Source organism: Frankia sp. CgKIO3 (assembly GCF_977946435.1).
This window is the reverse complement of the sequence record NZ_CDWTMO010000269.1, coordinates 1-3,284: the sequence shown is the minus strand read 5'-3', so window position 1 is coordinate 3,284 and position 3,284 is coordinate 1. Positions and strand designations below refer to the sequence as shown.

Below are 3,284 nucleotides of genomic sequence, written 5' to 3'. Positions count from 1 at the left end.
GGTCATCGCAGTGGTACCGGCCGCTGATGGTGGCCCGCGTCGCCGGGTCACAGGACTTCGGCTTGGGAAGAATCGATATCAGATCGTTCCCTCGCGCCACCGCGTCCAGGAAGAAGGGTCAGTCGGGCAGCATGTGAGTGATGACGATGGTCGCCACATCGTGCGCCGACGGGAATGCGTTGTTGACCGCCAGGAAGTACTGCTCAATGCGTCTCCTCGCCGAAGGCTCGGCGACGATCGTCGCGGGCGCGGCCAGGTCGAGGGTCAGGCTGCCGTCCATCTCGTCCACGTTCGGTCGACTCCCAGATCAGGAGGGAATTACACAGGGGAGTTGCTATAGGGCTGATTCTCGTCGAGGGTGCGAGGCGATGGGTCGGCCGCTCCGTTCATCGGCTCGCAGCCGCCGACCTTCGTGAAGATCCTCCAGGCGATGAGTTCGCACGTCTCTCGTGTGATGCGCCGCGTGATCCGCTGCGTCCGGTCCTCCACCTCCAAGGGGAGAATGACGTCGGGGTCCTGTAGTTTCTCGTGTGCCCAGACGTGTGCGTCGTTCCAGGTGGCGAAGGTGGCGACCTGCACACCGTAGACGTTCAGGACAGCGTAGGGCCGGATGCGCCGGGCGATCACTTCCCCGAGTTCAGTTCCCCTCCATCCGTGATCTTGACTATTTGGTTCTTGATCCATCGAGCCTCCTCCGTGATGTTCTCGATTCGTTCCAGTAGTGCGGCGTATTCAAGGGGCTCGGCTGGGACATGGCCCTTGTAGTCGATGAGCTTGCTTTCCAGCTCTTCCATCGCGGTGACGGCAACATCGCTCTGCAATCGCAGAATCCTCAAGGGAACATCACCTGACAGTCGCGGGATACCCGGCCAGCCTCCGCTCATCCGTTCCACCGTCCGCCTTCTCCCTCGTTCGACGTTCCGCCTGGAGCGGCACCCGAGGCCGAGGAGCCCGCCGTAGTCATCTGAAGAACGGTTTTCCTCGACCCGGCCTCGGGGCCTGGGGGCAAGTGTGAAATCAACGATTCGTGATCACTAGACGTGGAATGCATGGGCGCCATGCATCGCAGGTATTGAGCGGCCCGCGGCGCTGGATAGACTGCGTGAGCACGATCCGGGCCTGGGAGGTCACGAAGGGGCGTCACTGCGATGAGTGACCAGGTAGACGATTCTCGCTACTGCCGGTGTGGCACCCGCCTTGCCCGGGACAACGACCGGGGATCGTGTGAGCCCTGCCAGCGCCGGGCTCGGGAACGTGGCACGGCTGCGTCGGAGGTGCCGGTCGAATCCTGGACCGCCTCCGATCAGCTTTGGATTCGGAATGAAATAACTTGTTCACTTCGTGGTCCTCGCGAGCCCGTGACCTGCGAAGACGCATATTGGCTTGCATTAATTATTTCATTACGAATTCTTTGGGACGCCCTCGATGAGCGGCACATGGGCCGGGTGATCGCGGCCTACCGCAACCACCCTCATCACACCGTTGTCCTGTCTCAGGAGACGGTGGCCGGGTGGATGGGCATCACTCAGACCCAGTTGAGCCGCATCGAGTCGGGTGAGCCGGTGACCGACCTTACGAAGCTCATCCGGTGGGCCGAGGTCCTGCGCATCCCGGAAGACACGCTGTGGTTCAAGCTCCCACGGCCACGCTCCAGCGAGGCGGCTCTCGCCCCTGCCCCGGTGGTCTCGCCAACCGCACCGGCGGTTCCCGGCATCCTCGGGGTACCGCCAGCAGACAGTGCGGGTCCGCCGGTCGACCCGTACCGGGTGATCGCACACGTAGGGGAGGTGGTCATCGTGGCCATCGGCCGGCGCACGTTCCTCGCGGGAAGCGGTGCCGGGTTCCTGGTTGGGGGCGCAGTCATGCCCTTGGCGTCGTATCAGCAGGTTGCGCCTGAGGCCATCGAGTATCTGGCGGCTCAGCTTGACGGCTACTACCGGGCCGATGCCGCGTTGGGGCCGCACACCGTGATTCCGTCGGTGCTGGTGCAGCAGGAACTCATCCGGCAGTTCCTGCGTGTGGCCCGGGGCCCTGAACGGCACGCCCTGTTGCGCACGAGCGTCGCCTACGCGGGCCTGACGACCTGGCTCTACCAGGATGCCGGGGACCTCGTGAGCGCGTCGCACTGGGCGAACCAGGCTCTCGAACTCGCTCACCGGGTGGGAGACACCCAGCTCGTCCGGCACACCCTGACGAACAAGGCGATGATCTGTACTGACCAGCAGGACGGACCCGGCACCCTCGACCTGACCAGCGCGGCCCTGACGGACGAGAACGGCCTGTGTGCGAAGGTCCGGGTACAGGCGATGCAGCAGACAGCCCACGGCTACGCCCTCATCGGCGACCGGCGCGGCGCAGACTACGCCCTGGACAAGGCCGCCGCGCTGCTGGTCCGCGTCGATGACGACTATCCATGGTTCAACACCTGCCGGCGCACCCCCGGCTACATCGAGGTGCAGCGGGCCACCTGCTACAACCGTCTCGGTCTCGGTCGCGAGGCCCTGCCGCTGTGGGAGCAGGTCATCTCTTGCCCTGCCCGCCGCAGCCCGCCGGGACAAGGGCGTCTACCAGGCACGGCAGGCCACCTCGCATGCTCAGGCCGGGAACCCAGAGGCCGCCGCGGACGCGGTGACGCACGCGGTCACCGTCGCCAGGGAGACCAGTTCGGCACGGCTACGGCAGGAGCTCCACGGCGTTTGGCGCCACCTCACGCCATGGTATGACCATGAGACCGGACGACAGGTCAAAGCTCTGCTGGCGACACTGTAGGAAGGGACAACGAGCGTGGGACTGCGCGACCCGCTACCGGCCGAGGAAGTCCCCCGACGCCTGGCCGCGCTGGACGGATGGGTGAAGGCCACCGACCGCGAAGAGATCCACAAGACGTTCCCCGTGGAGTACTATGCCGCGATCGAAGCTCTCGGCACGGTGGCCGAGTCCGCGAAGGAACTGGAGCACCACCCGGACGTCGAACTGCGCTGGGGAGAACTGACGTTCAGTCTCACCACCTACAGCGCCGGGCAGCGGATCACCGACCTGGACTTCCGGCTAGTCGACCGCATCGAAGCCGTGCTGGCCCGCTACGTCCAGGAGGAAGCGGCGGGATAGCTGAAGAGACCGACCCAGCGGGCGGGAGAGTCCCGGCCCGCTGGGCTCTACAGCCCCGTTGGCCTGGGGCGGCTGCCTGGTCGGTGCCGGGACCTGTAGGGGCAGGGTCTTGATCATCCGGGGTAGGTTCGATGGTTCATTCAAAAAGGTGGAACCTTCGCCCGGACATAGGTATA

At 65.1% G+C, this 3,284-nt stretch carries 5 protein-coding genes; 2 read left to right on the top strand and 3 right to left on the bottom strand.

Features of this window, described 5'->3' with window-relative positions; all coding sequences use genetic code 11:
• Nucleotides 1-118 precede the first annotated feature (118 nt).
• Genes AC08OJ_RS19375 through AC08OJ_RS19365 form a run of 3 tightly spaced genes read right to left on the bottom strand, consistent with a single transcriptional unit; the run spans nt 119 to nt 893 of the window.
• Complete coding sequence (locus AC08OJ_RS19375) at nt 119-280, bottom strand: hypothetical protein (protein ID WP_476594716.1); 162 nt, start codon at nt 278-280, stop codon at nt 119-121.
• A gap of 38 nt (nt 281-318) precedes the next feature.
• On the bottom strand, nt 319-627 hold the full coding sequence (locus tag AC08OJ_RS19370; RefSeq protein WP_476594715.1) for a hypothetical protein: 309 nt from the start codon (nt 625-627) through the stop codon (nt 319-321).
• Entirely contained in the window at nt 624-893 is a 270-nt protein-coding gene (locus AC08OJ_RS19365) for a hypothetical protein (protein WP_476596483.1), read from the bottom strand. Before AC08OJ_RS19365 ends, AC08OJ_RS19370 begins: the two co-directional genes overlap by 4 nt.
• A gap of 543 nt (nt 894-1,436) precedes the next feature.
• On the opposite strand from AC08OJ_RS19365, the gene AC08OJ_RS19360 reads away from it, so the two are divergent.
• Nucleotides 1,437-2,723 (top strand): helix-turn-helix domain-containing protein, encoded by a 1,287-nt coding sequence (locus AC08OJ_RS19360; RefSeq protein WP_476596481.1) that lies wholly within the window; start codon nt 1,437-1,439, stop codon nt 2,721-2,723.
• A 61-nt stretch (nt 2,724-2,784) separates the two neighbouring features.
• Entirely contained in the window at nt 2,785-3,108 is a 324-nt protein-coding gene (locus AC08OJ_RS19355; RefSeq protein WP_476594712.1) for a 4a-hydroxytetrahydrobiopterin dehydratase, read from the top strand.
• Nucleotides 3,109-3,284 lie beyond the last annotated feature (176 nt).

Coding starts and splice junctions, on each gene's coding strand:
- AC08OJ_RS19360 (WP_476596481.1), top strand. CDS start 1,437: ATGGGCCGGGTGATCGCGGCCTACCGCAACCACCCTCATCACACCGTT.
- AC08OJ_RS19375 (WP_476594716.1), bottom strand. CDS start 280: ATGGACGGCAGCCTGACCCTCGACCTGGCCGCGCCCGCGACGATCGTC.